The 23,844-nt window shown below is 47.1% G+C and carries 27 protein-coding genes; 12 read left to right on the top strand and 15 right to left on the bottom strand.

Annotation, left to right across the window (positions count from 1 at the left end):
• Positions 1-19: 19 nt before the first annotated feature.
• Complete coding sequence (locus tag QUA23_RS27550) at positions 20-217, bottom strand: hypothetical protein (protein WP_333093952.1); 198 nt, start codon at positions 215-217, stop codon at positions 20-22.
• Positions 218-817: 600 nt separating this feature from the next.
• Between QUA23_RS27550 and QUA23_RS27545 the strand changes: the two genes are divergently transcribed.
• The 5 genes from QUA23_RS27545 to QUA23_RS27525 all read left to right on the top strand — a co-directional run bounded on the left by QUA23_RS27545 (position 818) and on the right by QUA23_RS27525 (position 4,465).
• Positions 818-1,117, top strand: coding sequence for a hypothetical protein (locus QUA23_RS27545; RefSeq protein ID WP_333079050.1), 300 nt, complete (start codon positions 818-820; stop codon positions 1,115-1,117).
• A gap of 617 nt (positions 1,118-1,734) precedes the next feature.
• Positions 1,735-2,337, top strand: a complete 603-nt coding sequence (locus tag QUA23_RS27540; protein ID WP_333079049.1) for a hypothetical protein — start codon at positions 1,735-1,737, stop codon at positions 2,335-2,337.
• Positions 2,338-2,356: 19 nt separating this feature from the next.
• Positions 2,357-2,557, top strand: coding sequence for a hypothetical protein (locus tag QUA23_RS27535; protein ID WP_333079048.1), 201 nt, complete (start codon positions 2,357-2,359; stop codon positions 2,555-2,557).
• 673 nt (positions 2,558-3,230) lie between these two features.
• Positions 3,231-3,815: a YHYH domain-containing protein gene (locus QUA23_RS27530; RefSeq protein WP_333079047.1), complete on the top strand. Its 585-nt coding sequence runs from the start codon at positions 3,231-3,233 to the stop codon at positions 3,813-3,815.
• A 152-nt stretch (positions 3,816-3,967) separates the two neighbouring features.
• A complete protein-coding gene (locus tag QUA23_RS27525; RefSeq protein WP_333079046.1) occupies positions 3,968-4,465 on the top strand; it encodes a hypothetical protein in 498 nt (165 codons plus the stop codon).
• A 1,862-nt stretch (positions 4,466-6,327) separates the two neighbouring features.
• Here QUA23_RS27525 and QUA23_RS27520 read toward each other — a convergent pair.
• From QUA23_RS27520 to QUA23_RS27505, 4 genes are all read right to left on the bottom strand, one after another.
• Positions 6,328-7,323 carry a tyrosine-type recombinase/integrase gene (locus QUA23_RS27520; protein ID WP_333079045.1) on the bottom strand — a complete coding sequence of 332 codons (996 nt, stop codon included), beginning with the start codon at positions 7,321-7,323 and terminating at the stop codon, positions 6,328-6,330.
• 86 nt (positions 7,324-7,409) lie between these two features.
• On the bottom strand, positions 7,410-7,658 hold the full coding sequence (locus QUA23_RS27515) for a hypothetical protein (protein ID WP_333079044.1): 249 nt from the start codon (positions 7,656-7,658) through the stop codon (positions 7,410-7,412).
• Between the two features lie 60 nt (positions 7,659-7,718).
• Complete coding sequence (locus QUA23_RS27510; RefSeq protein WP_333079042.1) at positions 7,719-8,291, bottom strand: hypothetical protein; 573 nt, start codon at positions 8,289-8,291, stop codon at positions 7,719-7,721.
• A gap of 131 nt (positions 8,292-8,422) precedes the next feature.
• On the bottom strand, positions 8,423-8,929 hold the full coding sequence (locus QUA23_RS27505) for a ParB/RepB/Spo0J family partition protein (RefSeq protein WP_333079041.1): 507 nt from the start codon (positions 8,927-8,929) through the stop codon (positions 8,423-8,425).
• Positions 8,930-9,497: 568 nt separating this feature from the next.
• On the opposite strand from QUA23_RS27505, the gene QUA23_RS27500 reads away from it, so the two are divergent.
• From QUA23_RS27500 to QUA23_RS27485, 4 genes are all read left to right on the top strand, one after another.
• Positions 9,498-9,920, top strand: coding sequence for a hypothetical protein (locus QUA23_RS27500; protein ID WP_333079039.1), 423 nt, complete (start codon positions 9,498-9,500; stop codon positions 9,918-9,920).
• Positions 9,917-10,354, top strand: coding sequence for a hypothetical protein (locus tag QUA23_RS27495; RefSeq protein ID WP_333079038.1), 438 nt, complete (start codon positions 9,917-9,919; stop codon positions 10,352-10,354). Before QUA23_RS27500 ends, QUA23_RS27495 begins: the two co-directional genes overlap by 4 nt.
• Positions 10,347-10,661, top strand: coding sequence for a hypothetical protein (locus QUA23_RS27490; protein ID WP_333079037.1), 315 nt, complete (start codon positions 10,347-10,349; stop codon positions 10,659-10,661). The genes QUA23_RS27495 and QUA23_RS27490 overlap by 8 nt, the downstream gene beginning before the upstream one ends.
• Positions 10,662-10,732: 71 nt before the next feature.
• A complete protein-coding gene (locus QUA23_RS27485) occupies positions 10,733-11,233 on the top strand; it encodes a helix-turn-helix transcriptional regulator (RefSeq protein WP_333079036.1) in 501 nt (166 codons plus the stop codon).
• 5 nt (positions 11,234-11,238) lie between these two features.
• Here the strand turns inward: QUA23_RS27485 and QUA23_RS27480 are convergent, their stop codons facing one another.
• From QUA23_RS27480 to QUA23_RS27450, 7 genes are all read right to left on the bottom strand, one after another.
• A complete protein-coding gene (locus QUA23_RS27480) occupies positions 11,239-13,497 on the bottom strand; it encodes a hypothetical protein (RefSeq protein WP_333079035.1) in 2,259 nt (752 codons plus the stop codon).
• A 1-nt stretch (position 13,498) separates the two neighbouring features.
• Positions 13,499-15,778 (bottom strand): WD40 repeat domain-containing protein, encoded by a 2,280-nt coding sequence (locus tag QUA23_RS27475; RefSeq protein ID WP_333079034.1) that lies wholly within the window; start codon positions 15,776-15,778, stop codon positions 13,499-13,501.
• Between the two features lie 305 nt (positions 15,779-16,083).
• Positions 16,084-16,587 (bottom strand): hypothetical protein, encoded by a 504-nt coding sequence (locus QUA23_RS27470; protein ID WP_333079033.1) that lies wholly within the window; start codon positions 16,585-16,587, stop codon positions 16,084-16,086.
• A gap of 518 nt (positions 16,588-17,105) precedes the next feature.
• A complete protein-coding gene (locus tag QUA23_RS27465) occupies positions 17,106-17,507 on the bottom strand; it encodes a DUF2511 domain-containing protein (RefSeq protein WP_333079032.1) in 402 nt (133 codons plus the stop codon).
• A 68-nt stretch (positions 17,508-17,575) separates the two neighbouring features.
• Positions 17,576-17,950 carry a DUF2511 domain-containing protein gene (locus tag QUA23_RS27460; protein ID WP_333079031.1) on the bottom strand — a complete coding sequence of 125 codons (375 nt, stop codon included), beginning with the start codon at positions 17,948-17,950 and terminating at the stop codon, positions 17,576-17,578.
• Between the two features lie 14 nt (positions 17,951-17,964).
• A complete protein-coding gene (locus QUA23_RS27455) occupies positions 17,965-18,315 on the bottom strand; it encodes a hypothetical protein (protein ID WP_333079030.1) in 351 nt (116 codons plus the stop codon).
• A 14-nt stretch (positions 18,316-18,329) separates the two neighbouring features.
• Entirely contained in the window at positions 18,330-18,692 is a 363-nt protein-coding gene (locus tag QUA23_RS27450) for a hypothetical protein (protein WP_333079029.1), read from the bottom strand.
• A 241-nt stretch (positions 18,693-18,933) separates the two neighbouring features.
• Between QUA23_RS27450 and QUA23_RS27445 the strand changes: the two genes are divergently transcribed.
• On the top strand, positions 18,934-19,068 hold the full coding sequence (locus QUA23_RS27445; protein ID WP_333110612.1) for a hypothetical protein: 135 nt from the start codon (positions 18,934-18,936) through the stop codon (positions 19,066-19,068).
• On the opposite strand, the gene QUA23_RS27440 is transcribed toward QUA23_RS27445, so the two are convergent.
• The 3 genes from QUA23_RS27440 to QUA23_RS27430 all read right to left on the bottom strand — a co-directional run bounded on the left by QUA23_RS27440 (position 19,065) and on the right by QUA23_RS27430 (position 23,009).
• Complete coding sequence (locus QUA23_RS27440) at positions 19,065-22,121, bottom strand: DUF3854 domain-containing protein (protein ID WP_333079027.1); 3,057 nt, start codon at positions 22,119-22,121, stop codon at positions 19,065-19,067. The two genes, QUA23_RS27445 and QUA23_RS27440, sit on opposite strands and share 4 nt — an antisense overlap.
• Before the next feature lie 157 nt (positions 22,122-22,278).
• Positions 22,279-22,521 carry a hypothetical protein gene (locus tag QUA23_RS27435; protein ID WP_333079026.1) on the bottom strand — a complete coding sequence of 81 codons (243 nt, stop codon included), beginning with the start codon at positions 22,519-22,521 and terminating at the stop codon, positions 22,279-22,281.
• 176 nt (positions 22,522-22,697) lie between these two features.
• Positions 22,698-23,009 (bottom strand): ribbon-helix-helix domain-containing protein, encoded by a 312-nt coding sequence (locus QUA23_RS27430; RefSeq protein WP_333079025.1) that lies wholly within the window; start codon positions 23,007-23,009, stop codon positions 22,698-22,700.
• A gap of 237 nt (positions 23,010-23,246) precedes the next feature.
• Between QUA23_RS27430 and QUA23_RS27425 the strand changes: the two genes are divergently transcribed.
• Both QUA23_RS27425 and QUA23_RS27420 read left to right on the top strand, forming a co-directional pair.
• Positions 23,247-23,531, top strand: coding sequence for a ParM/StbA family protein (locus QUA23_RS27425; RefSeq protein ID WP_333079024.1), 285 nt, complete (start codon positions 23,247-23,249; stop codon positions 23,529-23,531).
• Positions 23,522-23,844: hypothetical protein (locus tag QUA23_RS27420; RefSeq protein ID WP_333079023.1), on the top strand; the 323-nt coding region annotated here is incomplete at its 3' end. The genes QUA23_RS27425 and QUA23_RS27420, both read left to right, overlap by 10 nt.

The raw sequence follows: 23,844 nt of genomic DNA, 5'->3' as shown, positions 1-23,844 counted from the left end.
TTTTTTTGTGGCTGTTGGGTCAGTCCTGATAGTTTTGAAGCACGTCTTTAAAAGCAGCCAATTCATCCTTGTTCAGCAGCTTCTTTGTGAAGCGCCACGCACCCCTAAGCTCCGCCCATGTTTCGTCCGCGAACGCCTCTAAATCTTCATCTGGATTGGTGGCCAGCGCAGCCTTAAGCAGCCTGATAGCTAACAATCCTCGCCCCACATCCTCCACCTTTCCCGCGCTCCTTAGCCTGCCTGCCCCTCCACCATAGCCCCTGCTACTTTAGGTGTAGAGCTTTTTACATCATTTGATTTGGTTTTGATTCGTTTTGATTCGGCTTTTTTTTCGGCGCTCAAGTTGCCAACGGTGTAGCAAGGGTTTCAGCATACTAGCGCTCGGTTGTTGATTCGGTTTTGATTCGGCTTTTGTACCGCTGCACACTACCAAAAGGCATTTTTAGCCCATTTTTTGGCATAGAAAAGGCAAAAAGGCGAATCAAAAGGGGGTAAATTCGGCTTGAATCTCCCCTGATCAGAGCCGACAGAAACCACAGTCGAGTTGTGTGCATAACTGGATTGAAGAAATGAAGTTTGCCGAGCAGGTCAGGGAAAGAGCGGCCGATAGTTTGTTCGCGGTCGGCGAAGCCGATCGCCTTCGGCGACAGTTGCCCGAACCGGAATTACCTGTCAGTACGTACAAGCTGTGGCGTTATAAGCGCTGGCTGAGGATATAAAGGTTTCCTGGCATAGATGAAGCTGTAGCGGTTTCAACCCCTAGGCTGGAAAATATACAAAGCTGACAAAGCAACGCATTAAACCAACAAAACCACCTATGACACTTGGCAAGCTCGAACTCATCATCAAAATCAACGAACTCCCTACCAACGTACAGACTAATAAAGACAACTGGAAAACCTTTGAGCTTGACTGTGACGGTCGGGTAGTGTCCGTTAGCGTTAAACCAAAAGTATGGAAGAAGCTTGAGGATGCTGCTGCCAATTATCCTATGTGGGTGGCTGCTATTGGTGGCAAGATGGGTGAATCAACATCTAACGGCTTTGTGCTATCAGACCCAAATATCCAAGTTTTTGAGAAAAAACCGAAGGAGCCTAAACCTGAAGCAGAGCAGTGAGAGATGTTTGAGTAGCAATTGTGTAGAAACCCCTTGAAACAGCTTATACCGATATCCTGACCCAATAGTTGGAGAAGGGGTAAATCTGGCTCAATTTTTGAACCTTGAATTTTCCGCAGGTTGCAGAAGAGCATTAAAATTATTCGTCTACCCTCATACATAAGTTCCATATTGCTGTAAGTAGGCAAGCGGGATGAAAACGAGCTATGTAACAATATGTAAACAGAGCTGACTTAGCCACGCTTAGGGTATTTGGATACTTTACAATCCTTAACATAATTGTGTTTTACAGCGCCTACCTACTTAACAATACTTCGGACAGTTTTTGAGACAGAGGCTGAAACCCTCATTCTACGTTTAGCATTTGACCTCACTGAGAAGGCTGAAACCCTCATTCTGCCGTTAGTGATTGAAAACTGTCCGGACTATTGATGTAAAGAGTTGATGTTTAAGTATCTTTACGGTAGACACTGAATTGAAAAAGGTTGAAGATGTGAAAAGGACTTGTAAACGAAATTTACGACTTTTTTCTGACTTTTTTCTGACTGGTAAGCTGTATACTAGCCGATTAGATTATAAGAGCAAGCAAAAATTTAACCAATAACAAGGACAAAGACATGGCTCGTTATTACGGCACAAGCGGAAATGACTATTACAACTATATGGGTACAGAGCGGCTTAATGCCGAAACCCAAGAGGGTAATGATACTATCTTGGGCAATACTAACAATGATTATATTTTTGGAGATAGCGGCAATGATAAGTTATATGGTTGGACAGGGAATGATAATTTATCAGGCGGTGCTGGTAACGATTGGATTAGCGGAGAAGATGGTAAAGATAATTTATCAGGGGGTACTAATAACGATACGCTTTTTGGAGGAAAGGGTGACGATACGATAGAGGGGAGTCTTATTTATTCTGTCTACAACAGCAATGAATATGATGTCTTAAATGGAGGAAATGGTTACGATACATTTGTTTTAGGTAATTTCCTACGAAATAATTATCTAGGAACTGGTCACGCTATAATACAAGACTTCAATTTAGACTATATCCAACTTAAAGGAAGTGCGAGTTCTTTTCGTCTTAATAAAAGTAAAAATTTGGTAGGAGGTGCTGGTATTGATACAGCGATATATAGTGGAACTGACTTGTTAGCAATAGTTCAAGATACGACCGATTTATATTTAACCAAGTATTTCTTTAAATTTGTCTAGCTGTGGGTTGGGTTGTCTAGTGGCAACCCAACCTCTATTTTTATCCAACATAGACAGAAATCCTGACGTAGACGCTACTCAAGGCTTCTTTAAAAGTGCCTTTGAACACTTTATGAATTTCGGTATGGTTAAAAATAGGGTTGGTGCAGTTATTGTTGGTTCTAGCGAAGCAGACAGATTAGAACGCAATGCTAGCGCCAACATTTTCAATCCTTTCTAGAAACTCTAATTATTTATATTTTGCCACGATAAATTATCCAAAAAGTGTTGTGTTACTGACTATACTAGAATCAGTTTTAATTTATAATTCATAAGTCTTAAAGGGAAAAAATGCTGTAAATGTAAGGGTTACATGGCTTAGGCGGGGAAATGTGGATTATCCCCGCCTAGAACAAGGTCTTGGAGTGAGCGGGAAAATTACCCTTTCCCGTTTAAACCCCTAGCGGGATTTTTTCGACGGGCTCTTAAATCTTTGTCGAAGTGAAAAAGATTTAGAAGACCGTCGGAAAAATAGCCGCCTGCCCGTCCGGCTGAGGAAACTTAAAATCGTGTGTCACGCGCTTGACACTATTTAATGACCTTAGCAGTTCCGGCTGTGGCTCTGGATATACTTATATCCTGATGAAGCTCGGTTGCTATAGCATCGTCAATTTATCATCAGGGATTCGCAGCAGGGAATCAAGGCAGAGGTAGATTTTTATGCGATGCGCTGTAGGATGAAGCGATGGGAATTTATAGAACATCATCTACTCAAGCCCAGACAAAGTTGGAAAATTCCAACAGTTATTTCCGAAGACAAACCACCGCGTCACCTGTAGCGCGATCACAACTCCTCTTGATTCCGCTGCATCTACGGCTTGTTTGACTGCAATATCAAACCAGAAGGAAACCCCATGAAAATTAATTGCAAGCTATCAAAAGCCCTGGCTGCTGCTTTTTTAGCTTTATCGGCTGTCTCGCTCGCGGAGAGTAGCGGGGGGCATCCAGGTCGCACTGATGCTAACGGATGTGATACTGATCCCAAAACCGGAAGTTACCATTGTCACAATCGTTGGGGTTCTGGGTCGGGCTCTTCCGGTTCTGGATCTGATTCACCGAGTGGCGGAGGTTCGGAAGGCGTTTGTCTGACGTTCAACGACTGCATGAGTCGCGGAGAAAGGCAACTCTTAGTAACGGACAAACAGTTCATTGACAGGACGTATCTTGTTCAGGGCGGGTCAAGCAAAGTTGTAATTTACTCAGACCATGACTATCGGGGACTTAGCCAAAAACTAGGACCGGGCAGGTATGATGTCAGGCAACTCACCATTGAAAACGATAGCTTGAGTTCGTTGAGGGTGCCACAAGGACTGCGAGTCATCCTCTACGAACATGATGGATTTCAAGGTCGAACCAAGGAGGTCACCTCCGACACCCCCTCTGTAGAAAATGACTTCAACGACATTACCTCCTCAATCGAGATCCAGCCCATTCCTTGATGGGGAAATTGTAGTTTCCCTGCTTAAACCTCTAGCGGGATTTTTTCGACGGGCTGTTAAGTCTTTGCCGAAGTGAAAAAATTTAGAAGACCGTCGGAAAAATAGCCACCTGCCCGTCCGACTGAGGACACTTAGAGCCGTGTGTCACGCGCTTGAAACTACTGGACGTTCTTGCTAGGCTAAATGAAACGCTTGACACAAGAGATTCACTTGTTATACCTAACCCTAAAGGACACGAAGATTCAATCAAAGATTCCCGCTTTAAAGCAGCTTGGCAGAGTGGCCCAACTCGCACCATTCGAGTTCCAATTAGCCTTGCTGAAGTTACACTAGAGTATGCTCGACAACTAGACCAAGGTATCGAACCGCGTGACACAGCAGATAAGCGTGGTAGTTCCGAAGTAGAGAAGAAACAGTCTCAATCGCGTGACACCAGTGGTTCAATTGATGAAGTAAAGCGATTAAAGGGTGAATGTAAGCGACTTCAGAATTTAGTGAGTGACATGAGGATTGAGCTGTACCATACTCGACGCCCTGAAATCGAACTACCAGAGGCTGCTAACTTGTTAAACAGGCTGAAAGCCAAGCGTAAGAAATCAACCGCAACACTCGCAGACATTGAGGCAATTTGGGAGATTATTGAAGAGTGAACTCCAAAAGGGAATTAGAAATCTACATCCCGGTTCATCCCGGAGATGTGCTGAGATAATTTCTATGGCCTTAAGCCACAAAAACTTAAAACCCTATCAGGGATTGAAAATCCTTCATTACTTACTGCGTTACTGCAAACTGTCACCCACAACCTAAAACCCTATCAGGGATTGAAACGCTGCTGGTGCGATTGATAAATTTACCAAGAAGAAAAGCCGAAAACAACCTAAAACCCTATCAGGGATTGAAACGTTACCAACACTACTGATACGTTGCCCGTATTGAGCCGAAAACAACCTAAAACCCTATCAGGGATTGAAACCTACGTAAAACAAATCTCCGCTGTTGCCGCCCAAGCCGAAAACAACCTAAAACCCTATCAGGGATTGAAACTTAACTTCAACAAAGGTAAAAGAGTACGAATTCCAGCCGAAAACAACCTAAAACCCTATCAGGGATTGAAACATTCAGCGTCAGAAATATAAAGGCGTTAGCCCTATTTCTGCCGAAAACAACCTAAAACCCTATCAGGGATTGAAACGGAATGTGCGGGTCTGCCGGATGTCGGCAACATCGCCGAAAACAACCTAAAACCCTATCAGGGATTGAAACGTACACCGGGTTAACCGCGCATATCAAATCTTCCTTAGCCGAAAACAACCTAAAACCCTATCAGGGATTGAAACTTATCTCTTTCTGTCGGACTTGGCAACGAACAAACCATGCCGAAAACAACCTAAAACCCTATCAGGGATTGAAACCTCGAATGAAGATTGGAGTGCGAATCGCGAACAAAGCCGAAAACAACCTAAAACCCTATCAGGGATTGAAACTATAAATTCCTCGTCGTTACGGCTCCACAATCGCCGAAAACAACCTAAAACCCTATCAGGGATTGAAACAAAGATGACCGAAGCGTGGGACAGGTTGACTAAACGGCCGAAAACAACCTAAAACCCTATCAGGGATTGAAACCTTTCTTGGATTCATCTTAATCATCCTGAAGCCTGCCGAAAACAACCTAAAACCCTATCAGGGATTGAAACGCGAGAACTTCACTCAAACTAGCTGCAATTACTACAGCCGAAAACAACCTAAAACCCTATCAGGGATTGAAACTTTGATAGATTTGAGGTATTCATCTTCAATGTCTTTGCCGAAAACAACCTAAAACCCTATCAGGGATTGAAACATCAAATAATGAATTATAGTAAACTGCGGGAACGAATAATAAAAGCCGAAAACAACCTAAAACCCTATCAGGGATTGAAACGTGATACAAATGGCTGAAAGCCTTACGGGGAGAAGGGTAAAGCCGAAAACAACCTAAAACTCTATCAGGGATTGAAACAAATCCATTTCAGTTTGGATGCCTGGTCATGTGTCTGGCCGAAAACAACCTAAAACCCTATCAGGGATTGAAACGAAGCAGTAGCCAGCGGTCAGGCTGTGGAAATTCCGCCGAAAACAACCTAAAACCCTATCAGGGATTGAAACTGCCTCTGGTTCGTCGCGAACCAAGTTCGGACGTTACGTTGGAAACCATCTAAAACCCTATCAGGGATTGAAACTGTGCAGACGCTAAGCAGCAGTTGAGTGTTTTCCAATTGGAAACAACCGTAAAACCCTATCAGGGATTGAAACACCATAAATCCTATGGGAGCTAAAGCCACTCCAAAGACTAAAACCATCTAAAACCCTATCAGGGATTGAAACAAGAGCAAGTAAGATTCTGGTTGCGTTCGGCGAAGCCGATCGCCTTCGGCGACAAACACCAAACCGGAATTCCCCCAACCGCTTATAGTTGGGGGTTTTTCTTTAATTAAGTTTTTGTTCTGAACGTCGTGGCATTCTAGAAAATTTAGAACATCCCATCAAGCATCTCAGTAACGTCCTGCTGGTCGCGTCCTCGGTTGTCATCGTAAATCATCAGCGTGTTGAGATTCTTGTGCCTGCTGAGTTTCTGAACTTTCCGCACATTCCCGTCGGTGGCATCAAGCGCCGCAGTAATGGCGCTGTGGCGGATTCTGTGTGGGCTCATCTGCTTTTTGATTCCCGCTTTTTCGCTGTGGCGGACAACAATCCTGCGGATGCCGTCACCCGTCAACCGATGCCCTGAGTTGGCAAAGTCAAGGGCGCTGAATAACGGGGCGTCTGGGGAGGAATTACCGCCTCTGGTTTCGAGCCAATCGGTAATTGCCTGTACCGTAGCAGCCCCTAAATCCACTACCTCAGCTTGCGTCCCGCGTCCTTTCCCTAAAATCTGTAAGCTCCTAGTAGCTGGGTCAAAGTCGCGAACATTCAATTGACTGATTTCGTTTCGCCGCAGAGCGTTACCCCAGAGCAATCGGAGCAAAGCATAGTCTCTCTTCCCCGCCAATGTCGTCCGATTACACTGGTTTAAAATTTGCTCAAAAGTCGCCGCGTCAACCCCCGTCGTGTCCCGGTAGCTGGTAACTTTTTCCCCTTTGATGTCACCTAGCGTGTAGTGACACGCGCCGAGCTTGCGACCCATCTCCACCAGACTTTTGACCGCCGCCAACCGACGATTAACCGTGGCTTCCTTCAGACCCTTGTCAATCAGCTTGGCCTTGTACTTCAACACCACCGACACAGCTTGCCGCTCCTCAAGGTGCAGGAACTCCAAAACGTTATCAGGCACGGCGGGCGTCCCCGTCATAGTTATCAAAAAATCATTCACGTCCCGCTCATAGGCGCGGCGGGTATTTTCGGAGCGCTTGTCAGCCAACAATTGTTTGAGCACGTCGGGGTCGGTGTCTAAAGTATCGAAATACCTCTCAATTTTGGCATCGAGGGAAGCTTCGAGGGTGGCGATAGAAAAGTCAGTTTGGCTCATTTTACGGTCTTGATAATGTGGGTTTACGCGAACAGTGGGGCATAAAGGGGCCCCGCCAAAAAAGGACGGGGCTGGTTGTGCGGGTGCTAGCCAGCGGCCGGGACGGGAGCATACTCAGTCAGTCGGTGGGCAAAGTCCACCTCGGCATCAGTAAGGTTATTGAAGTAGTGGCCGTGGTGGAAGCCGCCGTCCTGTTCGTTATAAAAGTGCGTTGCCCACTGTCCGCCCCACTGTGTGAGCACTAGGCAACCCGGAGCTTGAGCGCCGTCACCGGGGATGGGGTGAGAGTTGATAATCGGGTAGGTTTGGAGGAATTCGGGTGATAAAGGGTTCATGGTTTTTGGTTTTAAAGATTGATAAATTGCGCGTTGTGCTGGCCGCGCCCCCAGAGATTGCTAGGCTACGGCCAGCAGGTCAGTGGGTGTAACGACTTTCTTCAACCTCGCTGCTAGGTTCGCTTTGTTACCCCGCGCATCAACCGACTTCGACTTAGCCAGCGTCCGCAGAAGGGGTAGGGGCATATTAGCCAATTCCTTCTCAATATCCACATCCGGCGTGGGTTCCGGCGCGGTCGGTGCTTCCGGTTCGGGTTCCGGCATGACCGCAACATCAATCGGCGCGTCGGGTTCGGGTTCGACCGCATCCCCCACGGGAGCATCTGGCACGGGTTCGGGTTCTGGCGCATCCGGCTCAGTCGGCGCGGGTTCAATCATGGCGACTGCACCCGGCGCGAACTTGGCCGCCATCGCCTCCTTAAAGACTTCGACCTGACTTGGATCTACATGGGCCAACATCATCAGGGCTGTGTCAGCTTGGGCAAGCGCCGACTGGCAGGCCTGTTCGACCGATAGCAACTGTTGCTGATGTTCTTGGAGTTCGCTGAGATGCGCTTGAAGGGCTGCGATTTGGGCGTTGGTCGTTTCGATTTGTGTGGCGATTTGGGCGAACTTGGCTGATAGCAATTGCATGGTTTTTTCTTGTGGTGGTATATATGCGGGCGCGTGTGGCGTGTGGGCTGGTGCGTAGCGGGCGCGGGCGGATGTATGCGTGGGGCGGGGTGGCTGCCACCCTCGCGAGTAGGTGGCTGTCGCCGGGTGAACTAGGCTGGCGCTAGCTTCAAGGCGTTGATATATGTAGTTTTCAAGCGTTTGTCACCTCTGGGGATGATTCCCTTTTCCTTGGCTAATTTCTTGAGCTGCTGGATGGTGAGGCGGGCATAATGAAAAGCTCGTTCGATTGGGGCGGGCGGTTCGGTCGCTTGCGTAGCGGGCGTTTCGGCTGCTGGGGCGGTTGGTGTTTCGGTCGGTTCGGGGGAGGCTGGCAGTTGCAGGGCGGCCGCTTCCTCCATCTCCGGCTCCAGTAGCATGACCGGGATTGATTCGCCGTTGCGGGGGTCGATTAGTTTGGCCAAGTGGGCGGCCGCTACCTGTTTGTGGCCGGCAATGATTTCGTAGCCTGTACCGTTGCGGCGTACTACCGGGGGCTGGATGAATCCGCCGATTTCGAGACTGGATTCTGCGAGGGTTTGTAGTTCGTCTAAGTTGAATTGCTCAGTAGGGACGGCAATTTGCTTAACCAGGACGATTGTCAACAGGAGCTTTTTCATTATTTTGTTTTCAAGGTTCGGTGTGGTGTGGGGGTTGTGTCGCTTCCCACCCTTTCAATATAGGGCGAAAATCCTCGGCGACCAAAAACTACCCCGGTTGGCGCTGGAAGCGTTGCCCGGAAAGGGTTTGAGGGTTCACTCGCCCGTATATAGGCAGATACGGGGGCGCGGGGGCGAGTGGTCGTACTAATTGGCTGAAGCGTATACCGGGCATGGGATGTGTCGTTCCCGTTTTGCTTATGCAACCAATATAGACTACCGTTATTCTACTCGTCAACGGGTTTCCTAAATTATTTTTTAGGAGGGGCTGGAAAACATACCGGGTAAAGGTTATAACGCAAGCAGTACAAAGGGCGACAGTTTCCGGCGAGGTAGCATATAATACGCGGGCGAGGGTGCAGACAGGTACACAATTGGGTACTAGCAGGCGGGCTGTCGAGGAGCTTGTACCAGTACCCACAAGAGAAATTTATGCAACCTGACCGATAGGATAAGACATTCATCTCCTACCATTAAGCGCGGTGTACTAGCATAGGTGGCATAAGCTGAAATTAGGAGTCTCACAGGCATGGCGCAACAAACAATCCCCGTGGTAGCAGATGAGGTAATTACGCTACTTGATGGCACAAACTTAAATCTGGAATCACCAGAAGGATTAAAATGGCTAGAAAGCGCTATATCGTTCCGCTTTGAGTCATCTTACGGTCACAAACCCTTTACCGCTCGCAAGCAAATTGCCAGTGAGATAGGGTACTGGTACGGTAGTAGAAAAGTCGAGGGGCGGGTACACAAAAAGTACATCGGCAAGGTTGATGGGTTGACTATGGAGCGGTTAGAGGAAGTAGCAGAAAATTTAACTAATCTGCCACCTAAAGCGGTAGGAGAAAAAGAGCCTAAAACGGTAGGAGATAGTGTACCTAAAAGTCGCCTCGATGCTCTTGAGGCACGACTAAAAGCAGTGGAGGAATTGCTGGGAAAACTGGCGGCTTGAGTACATCTACCTCCGAGATACTCAAGCCTGATACGGTAGGAGATAGCGGGTTGCAGAAACAGTTGGGCAACCTGAGAGATGAAGTAGGCAACCTCAAGGCTAAAAATCAATCTTTGCAACAGCAGCTTAGCGACGCGAGGGCTGAACTAGAAGAGGCGAAGGCAACCATACTCAAACAAGGCAATAAGATACGGGAATTGGAGCGTGGGTACAGCTTAAAGCCCAACCCCGCAGAGTCCGCCTTGAGGCTGGAAATAGGCAATTTACAAGCTGAGCTAGAAGCATACAAACAACAGCAGCTAGCCACTGCCAGCGAACTACCAGAGCCAGCCGACTTGCTCAACCAGTTAAAGGGGCGGCGTAAAAAATCTAAGGCAGAGTTAGCAGATGTTGCGGAAATTTTAGAAATCTTGGGAGGTAGCGAGGATGAATAAACAATTTGAGCAATGGATGGATGGAGAAAAAGCAAAGCTGGCTGAGTGCCTGCGGGGGTGCGGCCGACTGAATGAAGAGATTCCCGATATGCCGGGAATAAGCGACCCAGACAGTTTGTGCGAGCAGTTCTACGATTCGATTAGCCAGCCTATAAATGTGTGGGTTGCTGGCTTCGCCAAAGACGGCATCGACTGGCAAGCAGTAGAGAAAGAGTTAAAGGCTTTTGCGGATGAAGTTTGGGCACAATGGATGCAGCGCAAAAAAGCACAGGATAGGGCGGATGCAATTGCAGCAGGGCGGATGTGAGGATTGAAGGGTAAACCCTGCAAGGGAAATTAGGAAGCTACCGCCCACTTAAAAAGGGGCTTTATTAAAATATGAACGAACAACCACAACCACGCCCCCATGACGCCGTACAGGGCGGCACTACTTACCCTCCACAAACCCCCTATCTCGATCCAACTGATTTTGATGCAAAGAGACTGGCTCAACTGAGTCGAGCCAAGCGCGGCCGTCGTGGTCTGCGAGACACTGCGAGAGAAACAGGGATATACATCGGCACACTCTCTCGGATTGAATCAACCCACCATCCGAATTACCCTGAACTTGCCCGCATACACTTTGAGGATTTTTTGGCTATTTGCAAGTGGCTAGGGGTGTCGCCTGCTGAGTTGGTTATCAGTCCCACTCTGCAAAAGATTCTTGCCGCTCGCGGAGGCCCTAGCCCTCGCCCCACAGACGCTGTACTTGGTAAGGGCAGGCCGAATCTTGCCGATGAGGAAGAGGAAATCTTCGACCCCAAACTAGAACCAGAAGTAGCTCGCGCCTTGGCGTCGATTATTTTAGCTGCAAATTCAGGCTTGCCGACAACCGCGTAAGAAATTTATGTTAGTGGCTCTATCCCTTCTAGCCGCAAGAAATATACGCGGCCCGATGCGTCGCCCGCTACAATTGTGATTCCATCGACAGCAATAGTGCAGCAGACAATCGCACTTTCCCCCGTGAAACTGACAATGACATTTTTAGTGACTAAATCCCAGACTTTTAGAGTATTGTCATCTGAACTAGAAATCGCCCGCTTGCCATCCTCCGTGATGGCTAATGCTTTTACGGAATATCTGTGGCCTATGAGGCTGTGACCTTCAAGAGTGAACTCTTCCTTTCCAGTTGTTAAATCCCAGACTTTGATGCTGCAATCCGATGAACCAGAAATCGCCCGCTTTCCATCAGCCGTGACGGCTACTGCATTTACCCACTTGTAGTGACCATTGAGAGTAAACAGTTCTTTTTTAGTTTTTAAATCCCAGACTTTTATTGTGTTGTCCCACGAACCAGAAATCACGTGCTTGCCATCAGTAGTGACGGCTAGTGCATTGACCGTGCAGCTATGCCCATTGAGAGTAAATAGTTCTTTTTTAGTTTTTAAATCCCAGACTTTTATTGTGTGGTCTGATGAACCAGAAATTACTTGCTTGCCGTCAGTAGTGACAGCTACTGTATGTACCCAGTCGCTGTGACCATTAAGAGTAAATAGTTCTTTTCGAGCTGTTAAATCCCAAACTTTAATAGTGGTGTCTGTTGAACCAGAAATTGCTCGTTTGCCATCAGCAGTAATGGCTACTGCCTTGACAGAGTTGCTATGACCGTGGAGAGTAAATAGTTCATCTCCACTTCCTAAATCCCAAACTTTTATTGTTTTATCCCAGGAACCAGAAATAGCCGACTTGCCATCAGGAGTGGTGGCTACTGCACATACCCAGTCACTATGATTATGAAGAGTAAACAATTCATCGGGAGTCCTTATATCCCAAATTTTTATTGTATTTTTAAATATAGAAATCGCTCGCTTCCAATCAGGAGTTACAATAACTGCCTTAGTTTTTAACCTGTAAGGGTTGGGAGAATGTTTAAGAGTAAATAGCTCTTTTCGAGTTGTTAAATCCCATATTTTGAAGGTTTCATCTGTTGAAGCAGACAGCGCCCTCTTCCCATCAATAGTTATGTCTATCCCATTTACCAATTTGCTGTGACCATTGAGAGTAAACTCTTCCTTTCCAGTTGTTAAATCCCAAACTTTGATTGTTTTGTCTGTTGAACCAGAAATTGCTCTCTTCCCATCAATAGTGACGGCTACTGTAGTTACGTAACCACTGTGACCAGTGAGAGTAAACTCTTCCTTCCCAATTGTTAAATTCCAGATTTTGATTGTTTCGTCTGTTGAACCAGAAATTACCTGCTTGCTATCAGCAGTGACAGCTATTGCGATGACTCTGTTGCTGTGACCTTCAAGAGTGAACTCTTCCTTTCTAGTTGTTAAATTCCAAACCTTGATGGTATTATCATCTAAAGCAAAAATCGCTCGCTTACTATCAGCACTGACGGCTATTGCGGAGACCATATTGCTACAACCACTGAGGGTAAACAGCTCATTTCGATTTGTCAAATCCCAAATTTTGATGGTTTTGTCACTTGAAGCAGAAATCACTTGCTTGCCATCAGGAGTAACAACTACTAAGTAATTGTCTTTGTGATAACCCAGAGTAAACTCTTCTTTCCCCATTATTAAATCCCAAACTTTGATACTATTATCTCGGGAAGCAGTGGAAATTACCCGCTTGCCATCGGGGGTGACGGCTATTGAAGTTATATAGTCACTGTCAATGTGACCTTTTAAGGTACGTAGTAATCCTGCGCCAGGGGGCGTAAAACAGGGTCTTAAGGGACGCAACCAAGGTGCTAATTTCCACTGCTTTGCTACCTCTGGCATTGCCTGGATTGCCAGAATGTTAAAGTGTACTAAGCGTCCTAACAATTGCTCTGCCAGTTTGGTCTTATCTGCATCCAAAATATCGGCTGACATCCACAGTGCGGCTTGGATAAACTCCAGATTTTTCGCTTTTTCTCGGTTGTACTCTGGGTGAGTTACTGCTTCTGAATCATCAACCAAATTGAAATCATCAATAAGTGCCTGCAATCCAAACTCAGGATGTTGAATTTTTGCCATTAGGAAGTTAAAATCTGTCAGTCTTTGATAATATTTTTCTAAATTACCTGACTGGACATAATTTGGCAGTAAGCTGCCCAGATAAGCACGTTGATAGGAAAGTGGTTTGGTCGCTAACTTGTCAGCAAATTTTTCCATCTCACGCCATCCCCTTTTCTAAATACTGAGCAATCCCTTCTAGCCGTAAGAAATATACGCAGCCGGAGGCGTCGCCTGCCACAATTGTGACTCCATCGGGGGCGATGGTGCAAGAGGCAATCGCACTTTCACCCGTGAAACTGGCAATGATATTTCCATTCGACAAATCCCAGACTTTGAGGGTGTTGTCGTCAGAACCAGAAATCGCCCGCTTCCCATCCTCCGTGACGGCTACTATATTTACTGAGTTGCTGTGACCTTTGAGCGTAAACTGTTCTTTTCCAGTGGTTAAATCCCAGACTTTTAGAGTTGTGTCTCTTGAACCAGAAATTGCCCGCTTCCCATCAGCAGTAACAGCGACTGCTATTACCGACTTGCTGTGACCCGTGAGTGTAAAAAGTTGCCTTATAGCTATTGAATTTTTCCAAATAAAATCTAATAATTTCCTCCTTATTTCTACATCCCAGACTTTGAGGGTGTTGTCTGACGAACCAGAAATTGCCCGCTTCCCATCAGCGGTGACGGCAACTGCATCTACCGAGTCCCTGTGACCTTTGAGCGTAAACAGTTCTTTTCCAGTAGTTAAATCCCAGACTTTTAGAGTTGTGTCTCTTGAACCAGAAATGGCTCGCTTTCCATCAGCGGTGACGGCAACTGCATCTACCGAGTCCCTGTGACCTTTGAGCGTAAACAGTTCATCTTCAGTTTCTAAATCCCAAACTTTGAGGGTGTGGTTCCGTGAACTAGAAATCGCCCGCTTCCCATCAGCGGTGACGGAAACTGCACTTACCGAGTCCCTGTCACCTGTAAGCATAACCAGCCCATTTCCAGTGGTTAAATCCCAAACCTTGAGGGTGTTGTCCGACGAACTGGAAATCCCCCACTCCGGATCTGCAGTGTCGGCTATTGCTTTTACCAAGTAGCTGTGACCTTTGATGGTAAACAGTTTATCTTCAGTTGTTAAATCCCAGACTCTAAGCGTGTTGTCCGACGAACCAGAAATTGCCCGCTTCCCATCAGCAGTGACGGCGACTGCATTTACCCAGTTGCTGTGACCTGTAAGCGTAAACTGTTCCTTTCCAGTTATTAAATCCCAAACTTTGAGGATGTTGTCCGACGAACCAGAAATCGCCAGCTTCCCATCAGTAGTGACGGCTATTGCTTTTACCCTGTGGCTTTTGATTGTAAACAGTTGCTTTCGAGTGGTTAAATCCCAGACTCTAAGCGTGTTGTCCGACGAACCAGAAATCGCCAGCTTCCCATCAGCAGTGACGGCGACTGCATTTACCCAGTTGCTGTGACCTTTAAGAGTAAAGAGTTCCTTTCCAGTGATTAAATCCCAGACTTTGAGGGTGCTGTCAAATGAACCAGAAATTGCCAGCCTCCCATCAGCAGTGACGGCGACTGCATTTACCCAGTCACTGTGACCTTTGAGAGTAAACTGTTCTTTTCCAGTTGTTAAATCCCAGACTTTGATGGTGTTGTCCGATGAACCAGAAAGCGCGCGCTTGCCATTAGCAGTGACGGCTACTGTATTTACTGAGTTGCTATGACCTTCGAGAGTAAACTGTTCATCTCCAGTTGTTAAATTCCAGACTTTGATGGTGTTGTCCGACGAACCGGAAATTACCCATTTGCCATCAGCAGTGACGGCTACTGTATTTACTGAGTTGCTATGACCTTCGAGAGTAAACTGTTCCTTTCCAAGGGTTAAATCCCAGACTTTGAGAGTATTGTCATCTGAAGCAGAAATTGCCCGCTTCCCATCAGCAGTGACGGCGACTGCATTTACTGAGTTGCTGTGACCTTCAAGGGTGCGTAGTAGTCCCCTGCGAGGGGGAGTTAGACAAGGTATCAAAGGACGCAACCAAGGTGCTGCTTTCCACTGCTTTGCTACCTCCAGCATGGCCTGAATTTCTGGCATTTCAAAGTACAGTAAGCGACCTAACAATTGTTCCGCCAGTTTAGTTTTATTTCCCTCCAAAATATCGGCTGACATCCACAGTACCCTTTGAATCCAGTTCAAGGCTTTTGCTGTTTCTGAGTTGTATTCTAGGTTAGTTACTGCTTCTGAAGCGTCAACCAAATCGAAATCATCAATAAGTGCCTGCACCCCAAACTCAGGATGTTGAATCTTTGCCATCAGAAAGTTAAAATCTGTCAGTCTTTGATAATATTTTTCTAAATTACCTGACTTGACATAATTTGGCAGTAAGCTGCCCAGATAAGCACGTTGATAGAAAAGTGGTTTGGCCGCTAACTTGTCAGCAAATTCTTCCATCTCACGCCATCTCCTTTTCTAAATACTCAGCAATCCCTTCTAGTCGCAAGAAATATACGCAACCGGATGCGTCGTCCGCTACGATTGTGACTCCATCGGGTACAACAGCGCAACAGGCAATTAGGCGTAAAGGTGTTTGTTGAGGCCTACAGCAGTTTTATTTTGAGACAAAACAGCAACAACTAACCACAAGCTGTTCAAACTCTACAAGTTGCGCCTCGCCGACAATTGCCAGAAACTTAGCCAGGGTAAGTTTTCCGGTGGCGGAGCGTTTGTGTGGTTTTTTATTGACTGTCAGAACTCAGCTAACCCTCTAGCCTCAATTCCATCAACTCGCTTATCCGTTCGCGCACTATGGCATCCTCAGAGGCTAGCCAAGCGGTGATGGTGGCAGCTTCGTACAGAGTCCCCGGTGCGTTCCATCCGTACATCTGTGTAATCAGGGTTTGTAACTGTGCCGGATAGTATTCATCCCACCAAACTGTCGCAATTTCTCGCAATTTTTCGGCATCGGCGGGGGCGATTAGTTCCGGCTCTGGCGCGGTTTCGGCGGGTTCCGGTTCGGGGGGATTGTCGCCAAGTACGATCGGCTGCGCCGATTGCGAATCAGTTGTCGGACATTCGGCCGCAGCCACTTCGATTCTTTCCAGCAAGAAGCAAGGCGGGGCATTCGGGTCGCCCCCACTAACGAGAAAATTTTGGTAGCACTGACATAGAGCTTCTACTTGGCTGGCAATTGGCTCCGGCACTCTCATCAGCTTGGTTTCGTAGGGGGCTTTCTTGCCCCGGCCGCCTTTTGGTTTGCTCATGAAGTTTAGAAAGTTGTTAACAAGTTTCTTGTATAAACCTGTTAACGGGTGTCTATCAGAGGACTTGTTAACAACTTTCTGTCAATAAACCTGTTAACAACTTTCTATCGGAGAACTTGTTAACAGGTTTCTGTTAATAAATCTGTTAACGGGTTTTGTGTTGGGCATTCACTACCATTTAGGAGCCTCTCGCAGCTCCACAAGCGCACCTACCCGCTCCCTCCCTAACTAAAGCATCCTCCCCCTCAAGCCAAGCCGTGATTGCAGCGGCCTCGTAGCGGGTTCCCGGCGATTGCCAGCCGAACATTTGGGTAAGCAAGCTTTGAGTTAGATCAGGGTGAAATTCGGGCCACCAGAGCAAGGCAAATATCAGCGACATTGACAACGGAAAAGCATCGGTTGGTTGAGTTTTAGATATTGAATTTTAGGTTTTAAATCGCACAGTTTTTTTTTGAGCATCCGACCAGTACAGTCCGGGCGCTTATTCATTTATGCGATATCTCTGGCAGGCAATATTTCTAGTAGGGGCAAACTTGCAGCCCCTTATCAATTAGTGGTTCAAGATTTTTTTTAGCTCGTGGATTGATAGGGTCGGACTTATGGATTGAATTAATTGGGAAAAGAATTTTTTCTGAGCGCATCGGCGAACCTTCGAGCAAATATTCTTTACCATCAGGTGCAATAAAAAAAATAACTTCTACGTTTTTTGCATAAAAATTACTCGTAAACATACAACCTATTTTCCCCCTAGGTACTGTTAATGGCCACTCGTTACCGAATTGCTCTTGAGAAATTGAAATTGGCTGACCTGGTTCTTCTAGACAACCTACACTCAGCAGCAATCCACACGCTACAACGTACTTTTTCCAGTTCATGAAGTTTGCCTCGTATTTCCTCTTTTTACTCACATTTTGCTTCATATAGTTTGATTTTTAGCACCTCGACTTTACAAACTGGGGTGCTTATTTGTTTGTACTCATTGCTAAACTTACGAGCAAAGTTTTAAGCCTTCATCAATCAATACTCCAATGTTCTTTTTAGCTGGGGGGTTTGTGGGGTCGGGCTTCCATAGTCCTTCAATTGGGAGAAAATTTCCTGAGCCTTTAGCTGTTCCATTCAAAGAATATTCTTTTCCGTCTGATGCAATAAAAGTAACAATTTGACCGCCGCGTGAGTTGAGCACACAGGACACTCGACCGCTTGATATCGTAAGTGGCCACTGGTCTTTAAACTGTTCTTCCGAAACTGCGGCGGTCTTTACCTGCGGCGCTGCTGGTCCAAACACGGGAGTGGGCTGCTGCTCGCCCACACAACCTGTCGCCAACAGCAATAAACCTATGACCATATACTTCTTCCAACTCATTTAATTTCTCCCTATCATAAAATTGTTTTTGACGGGTCACAAAGCAGTTTTCCTTCTTTAATTAACACGTCGGTTTTCATGACCACGTTTGAATTATTAGGGTGGCGTCTGAGGATAGGAGAAATTGGGAGAAGAACTTTCCTTATTGGCGCTGGGTTGCCCTGAAGTGAATATTCTTTGCCATCTGGTGCAACAAAAAAAATAATTTCTCCGTCTTCGCCATTAAAACACGCCACTTGACCCTCTGGTACAGTTAACGGCCAAGCATTGCCGAATCTCTCTTTTGACACAAACCGGAACCTGTTGTCTACGCAACCTGTTACCAATAGCAACAAACCTATCGTCACACATTTTTTCCAGCTCATTTAATTTGTCCTTACTAATAACTTGTTTTTGACGGGTCACAAAGCAATTTTCCTTCCTCAATTAGTACGTCAGTTTTCATAAACAAATCGGGATTTTTAGGATGGCGTTTGGTGATAAGGGAAATTGGAAGAAGAACTTTCCCTATTGGCGCGGGCTCGCCCTTCAGCGAATATTCCTTTCCGTCTGGTGCAACAAAAAAAATAATTTCTCCGTTCTCTCCACTAAAACAAGCCACTTGTCCCTGGGGTACAGTAAGTGGCCAAGCATCACGAAATCTTACTTGTGATACAGCTTTAAATCTCTGGTCTAGACAACCCGCTACCAGCAGTAACACCCCACACAGCCCACACATAACCCCGTACTTTTTCCAGTTCATGAAACTTGCCCCTCGACCCTTTCTAGTTTTCTTAAGTCTGGCATGGGGCTAGCAGGGTTACTATGGATTGACTGACAGAGTAGCTGGCAGCGCAATCCTTGCAAATAGGGCGACGCTGCTTTTTCTACTCTGTCAATTTTGTGGGATTGCAGCAGCCACCGCAGCCAACAACTGCAAGAACTGCGAGCGCTCCTCTGCCGTAAGCTCAGCCCAGACAGCAGCGCGGTCGGCATGGTCGCTTGTGCAAACTTCCCTGAGCACTCCAGCTACATCACGGGCCGTTTCCGGGTCGGCAGAGGCGATGGCGGTGCGGACAAATTCCCAGCATTCGGTGGGGCTGTGGATCTATCACGTTGCCCTCCTACAGCTTCATTAGGAACCTTCCGAACGGTGCTGTATCAACTCGGATATCCGCTCCCTCACCAAAGTATCCTCAGAGGCTAGCCAAGCGTTTATGGTGGCAGCATCGTATTTAGTCCCCGGTGCGTTCCATCCGTACATCTGTGTAATCAGGGTTTGTAACTGTGCCGAATAGTATTCATCCCACCAAACTGTCGCAATTTCTCGCAGTTTTTCGGCATCGGCGGGGGCGATTAGTTCCGGCTCTGGCGCGGTTTCAGCGGGTTTTGGTTCTTGCGGATTGTCACTATCGGCGATCGGCGGAGCCGATAGCGCAGAGAATGTCGCTCGTTCCGAATCGGTCAAAGCGGCCCAAACTTTCTGGCGGTTGGCAGCACTGCTGGCACAAACATCTTTGAGCACTGGCAGAATGTCGGCCGCTGCCCGTCGCGCGATTTCAGTATCGGGTTCTGCTGTCGCTATCCGAATCATATCCAGCAAGTCGAGTTCGTCTTCGTTGAGTTCAAGTGACGGGGTTTGATGCGGTTGTTGTGGGGTTAGTACGGGGTTGGCTACGGGGTTTAAACCCTTTGGTAGTAAAGGTTCCGGCACTTCCACGGGGTTTACGGGGTTCAAACTAACTTTTTCTGGCTTTCCCCCTACTTCTTGCACTTTGTTTAGTGCTTTGTTTTGAGGTTCGGTATCAAGTGAGAGATTTTCTAGAATGTTTTCGCCATCTAAACCCCGTAAATCGCTGTAATTCCCATCTGGTAAGGGTTCTAAACCCCGTACTAACCCCGTACTAACCCCGTCAAACCCCGTATCGGTTGGGATAAGCGCCGAAAGTGAATCGGAGTGAGTTGGTGATGTTTCCCCGTCGGTACGGAGTCTCAATCCCTCAAACCAACTGCGGCCGCCGGAGCGTTTCCATTCAACGCCCGTGAGTTCGAGGTAATCGTTGCACAGCTCCGAGAGCATCTTGGGATACTTGATATGAGAGACTGCCTTGAGTCCGGTGTCGCACCAGTTTTTGTAGTGTTCGTAGAGTTTGCCAGAAGGTATAGAGGCAGTTGGATCTACTATCAAGCAATCGTCAAAGTGGGCTGCTACGCTGTTAGTTTGCAGCTTCATTTCCCATTCTTGGAATTTGAATTCTGCAATTTGATTCTTGCCGACACCTTGAAGGCTTTCGGTAACTTCGCTGTCTGACAGGCTAAGGGCCACGGCGATGAGTTGCGATATTTCTGTATCCATCCCGGCCTCTACCCTTGAATCACGCAGTGCGGTAGGCAATGGATTATCAAAATGAACGAGGCACAAGCGACGGTCTATCCCAGTCGTATCGCCTACGAAAATCGGATTGTTGCTTCCAATGATTAGCAAGCCGTAGAAAAAGGCATCGGCGGCCGGCCTATACACTTCCCGATAGCTAATACTATCGCCACCCGTCAGGGACAATATTTCGTCTACCCCTGTGGCGGTGCGCTCATCCGGGCAAGTTACTAATTGTTTGTCAATGATACTGGCCATCGTTGAGCCATCATCTAAGTGCTTTAATTTGCAGCCTTTCCAATTGTCTCGCCCTACAATTTTCTGGAGTAGTCGAATGAATGTACCCTTGCCGCTCCCCGGCTTACCAATTAAGTGAACAAACATCTGCAACTCGAAACCGAATCTAAACTTTAGCAATCCGTTAATAATTGCTAATAGCTTGAAGATTTTTCTTCGGTCGCCTTTCATTGCCGTACTCATCCAACGGTAGGTGTTAGGGCAGTTTTCTTCTAGTGCTTTTAGTGCGTCTATTACTTTGCGTTTTAGGGGCTTGTATTCAAACGGTAAGTGCGAGGTAAAACCCATTCCTGGCGAGTGTTCTAGACTTTTGCCATTGTCGGCATCTAGTACATAGTTGTTGAAACTGATGTAGCGTTTTCTATCCCAAGTGTGCCACACAGCAACTCTCAGTTTTTTGGTCAATATTTGCAGCACATCAGATAAATAACTATTTCTTCCATAGCAAATATTCTTGGCTTCAATGACTGTTAGCAGTAGGGATTCAAAGTTGCCGATTTCTATTTTCTCCCATTCCTTGCCAGTCCATATTCTCCAAGCTTTTTGCTCGTTGTCAAACTTCCACTGATGCCCGTATTCTTCGGCTATTCGTGAAGCTGTTGCTTGTGGGCTGGGAGGTTCTTTCTTGGTAGAATTGCTTCCTTCACCCCCCTCCTCAAATAGCTTTGCTCTAGCAAGAATCCTTCTGAATTCTTCAATCCCTTTGTGCTGAATAAAATCGTCCATTCCTTTAAACTCTTCCTTTGGGCCTGCATCCCAAAACCCTGTCACGGTGCGAACTGGTACTTTAAACTTAGCCAATTGTTTGGCTAGTTTTCTTTCGGCGTTCCAGATGTTTGGGTTGCTGATAGCATCAGCATCGAAAATAATGATAAAGCCAAATCCAGCCTCGGCAAGATAACGTAAAACCTTCACCAGAAATCGCTGTTTTTCTGGGTCGCTTTTTTTACCAGTGAGACCCATTTCGACCCCTAGCAAGCCGACTGTTGGAATGCCATTGCAACAACCTGAGATACTCTTCCACGGCCCCTCGCTAATGCCGATATAAGGGTGGCCATTGATGTAAAAAGCCTCTCGTTTTAGAGCTTCAATTTCCCAGTAGAGCGGGTTGTCGGGAGGAGGGGGAAGGAAGGCATCAAAATCACCTTCCATCTCAGTTTCGTATTTTATAGGTTCGCCATTCTTTTTCTTCCTTGGGTTGTCGGGGCGGAGCTGTTTCTGTTTGTTGGCTCCTACAAACAAGATTCCTCCCGACTTCACTGCGAACCCTAGCAAAGAAGCTTGAGCCTCGCTTATAGAACAACAAGCCTTGCGAGTCCAGTCGTTCAGTAAGCCTCTGCGTGCGGCCTCTTGCTCGTGTTCAGGTGTGAGCGAAAATTCTTCTGGCAGGCTGCATAGAGTGCCAAAGTTGCTCAAATCTACAGGGTCTACCGAATCTCCCGAACTTACCCAAACTTCCTCAGCGGGTGCTACAATGGAAGGGGATACAGCTAAATCTGTATTTGGCTTATTTTGTGACATAATTAAATAACCTTTGGCACTTTGTTGAGTGTCGAAAAAACAAAAAACGAATCCTAGCTCTGTAATCTTTGGTCGGATTGGGCAGACTAGGAGGGAAAAACCTCAAAACCATCACGCCTTGTGCAATTGCCGGGGCGTTTTGTTTTGGGCAGAGCTTTTACGCCGCCAGCGGTTCGGGTGCAGGCTTTTTTGGCGTGAACTGAGCCTCGCGGGCTTCCAAAGCTTCTCGAAGCAGCTTGCACAATACCTGCGACCGGGAAGCTTTAGAGTATTTGCCTCGGTATTTCTGGCCCGCGCTTTCGGGGTCGATGGCGCTCACAATTGCATCCACTTGCGCTAGCAAACTGATGTGAATGCAAAAGGTGCAATCAGCCACAGTCTTGTCTTTTTTTGCTCTCATTTGTCGTACCCGTGGTGTGTTTTAATTGTGCCTCAATCCTTCAAACCCGGCAAGAGCAAGGGTTACAGCTTTCGCGCCTTAACAAGTTCCGAAAAAGTCGTTCTGTTCCTTGCGGGGCTTGAGGTTTGGGAGATTGTTAAGAATTGTTAAGTGCCGCTACTAGACACCGCTAGACATTAGCTAGCACCTTTGCTCCCCCTCCCCCGCTTGGCTTTTGTGGTCGGCTGGGTTTTGGTCGGCGCGGGTTGTGGTTCAAGTTGTGGTTCGGGTTCGGACGAGACTAAATTGCCTATACCCGGCTCATCCACAAATCTAGAAGCCCTAAATAGAGCCTCTTCAGTGGTAAAGCGTTCTCCATAAGCTTTTCGTACCAGCATCTCTATCAGATTAGATAAAGTGCGGCTTTCTGATTGGGCCCATTCCTCTAAAGCGTCCTTAAGGTTCGGTTCGCACGTAAACGTTATTTTTGCTTTTTTAGTAACTCCCATAAGCTCCGAAGATATTAGATATCTTCAGTAAACCTCAGAAGTCCTCCTCAATGGGGGTTCTCGGATAACTTCAGATAACCTTTGACAGCTTCAGAAGCTATCTGCTAGAATAGCACACATGAACGCAAAATAGCCAGTTCGGGGCGCAAAACAGCCATCTGTATAGTCCCGCGAGGTTGCCCCAAACTGGCTCTAAAAGTGCCTCAAACCCTTACGCCACAAGGCATACACCGAACCATGATAACCGAATACTTTCGCGCCACATCTGGCGCAGTCCAGCCATGCAGCGCCGTCGTGCGTCCCGTGCTAGCTATTGACCCAGGGAACCGTTTTACGAAGTGGATTGACGGCCAAACCCTCCGCTGCATTCCTTCCTATGTGAAGGAGTTGGCCGACTGGGAGGAAGGGGGCAACGATACACAATCCTTTGAGATTGGCTACTCTGGCCGGCGTTACGTCGTGGGCCGACTGGCTCAACTGATGGGAGGCATTCCAGCATTTGAGCAGGGAAAGTGGATCTAGCGCATCTGCTAATTCTCCCCGCCCTTGCTTCGGATTCCCCGCAGCGGATTGAAAGGCTCATTATTCCCACTCCTGACAGTCGCAACCAAGTGACAATCTCAAAGCTCAAGGAGTTGGAGGGAACTATCGAATTCACTTGTAACGGGCATGACTGTCTTACAACGGTAAGACGCATTATTCCTACTGATGAATGCCGGGGAGCTTACGATTTGGCGCTAGGTCGGCAGATGTGGCGGTATCCGCAGAACCCCAACGGCATTCTTGATATTGGCGGGGGAACTGCCATCGCCCGCTTATTCGCCCCCGGTGGCGC

This window comes from Microcoleus sp. Pol1C5, assembly GCF_036701115.1.
GTDB lineage: Bacteria > Cyanobacteriota > Cyanobacteriia > Cyanobacteriales > Microcoleaceae > Microcoleus.
This window is presented reverse-complemented; position numbering and strand designations above follow the sequence as displayed.